Source organism: Streptomyces sp. NPDC002845 (assembly GCF_053591955.1).
On record NZ_JBSFUU010000219.1, the window covers coordinates 1 to 1,853 of the forward strand.

The 1,853-nt window shown below is 35.9% G+C and carries 1 protein-coding gene; it reads left to right on the top strand.

Annotated elements, in window-relative coordinates:
• The coding region (locus ACWD3C_RS48470) for a polysaccharide deacetylase family protein (protein WP_451155211.1) at nt 1-1,313 on the top strand (1,313 nt) is incomplete at its 5' end.
• Nucleotides 1,314-1,853: the final 540 nt, after the last annotated feature.

Below are 1,853 nucleotides of genomic sequence, written 5' to 3' on the forward strand. Positions count from 1 at the left end.
TAGGGGACGATAAAATGAAACATACACACAAAATCATATTGGCTGTCACTTCTGTATGCACTGTTATTATTCTAGGTGTAAGTATCTTTTTTGTTACACAAGCAGTAACAAACAATAAATTAGAAAACACTAGTCAAACAACTCAACACTCAAGCAGCAGCTCAAAACCTGTTGAAGATAAACAAACGACGAAACAGCTTGATCAAGCAAAACAGCTTGCTGCAAGTTATCATTATGATGAAGCCATCGCCTTACTTGAAAAAGACGACGCCAAAGAAGCGCAACAATTGTTAGCAACTTTGAAAAAAGAAAAAGAATCCTTGGTAAAATGGGAAGACCCGACCAAAATCTCACACGTCTTCTTTCATAGTCTGATTGTTGATCCAGCTAAGGCTTTTCATACCCAGCAAGCACAAGGGTATAAAGATTATATGGTCACTATTTCCGAATTCAATAAAACCATTGATCAGTTATATAAAAATAACTATGTTCTTGTTAATCTAAATGGATTAGTCAAAAAAGGAACAGATGGAAAACTGACCTTTACAGGTGTTTCTCTTCCAGAAGGAAAGAAACCGTTAATTCTTTCGCAAGACGATGTCAGCTATTATGAATACATGGACAATTCAGGATTTCCAAGTAAGTTGATTGTCGATAAACAGAACCAAATCAAGAATATTTATATCGACAATAAGAAGGAAACTGTTGGTGACTATGATATGGTTCCATTGATCGATTCATTCATTAAAAAACATCCCGATTTTTCTTATCAAGGCGCCAAAGGAACATTAGCTTTAACAGGCTATAATGGTGTATTAGGTTACCGTACATCAAAATCAGAATATGGTGATAACGAAAAAACAAACAAAGAAATCGAAGCAGCCAAAAAAGTTGCTGATCAATTAAAGAAAGATGGTTGGAGTTTTGCTTCTCATACTTGGGGACACTTGAATATGACACAAGCTTCTTTAGCCGATATCCAACAAGATAATGAACGTTGGCAAAATGAAGTTGCACCTATTTTAGGCAAAACAAATATTTTGATCTACCCATTTGGCGCTGACATCAGCGATTGGCAACCTTATTCTGAAGCAAATCAAAAATTTGCTTACTTGAAACAACAAGGATTTGATATCTTCTGCAATGTCGATGCCTCAACTCCTGCATGGGGACAACTAGGAACTGACTACTACCGTAACGCCAGAATCAATATTGACGGTATCCGTTTCGAAGCTGACCTAAAAGGAGAAAATCCAATACTTGATCAATTTATCAACGTCAAAGAAGTGTATGACCAAAAAGATCGAGGATAGAGGTTGTGAAAGAAGCGTCCAGCTCCGCCGACAATAAGTAGGAATTAACTATCTAGGAACGCATACCATGCGTAAAACAGGCGCTTATCGGGTCTATACGCAGTCAAACTATAATATTGGTTTAGTGATGCATTTATTAAACCATTCAAGTGAAGCTATGACCTTAACGTATCTTGGATTAGATCAAGCTAGTCGAGAAACGATGTTAGACCAAATTGATTATGGGTAATGAATGTTTAGAACTTAGTAGTCGTCCAAAAACAACTACTTTTTTTGTTGAATCGTCCAAGGACGATTCAATGCTTTTGACTTGTAAGAACAGGATTGAATGAAGCCATACTGTTCGCATATTTTTAGTGGATGAACAAACAAAATACGAGAGATTTTTTGTTCGTTCATCCATGGTTTTAGAAAAAAGAGGGACGATTTCGGAAGAAGAAAATCGTCTCTTTTTTTTCTTCTTTTTGTATGACAAAAAGAAAGATCTTTTGCTCATTTTATTTTTATAAAATGGGTAGGTGGCGTTTGCATAAAGCAAAT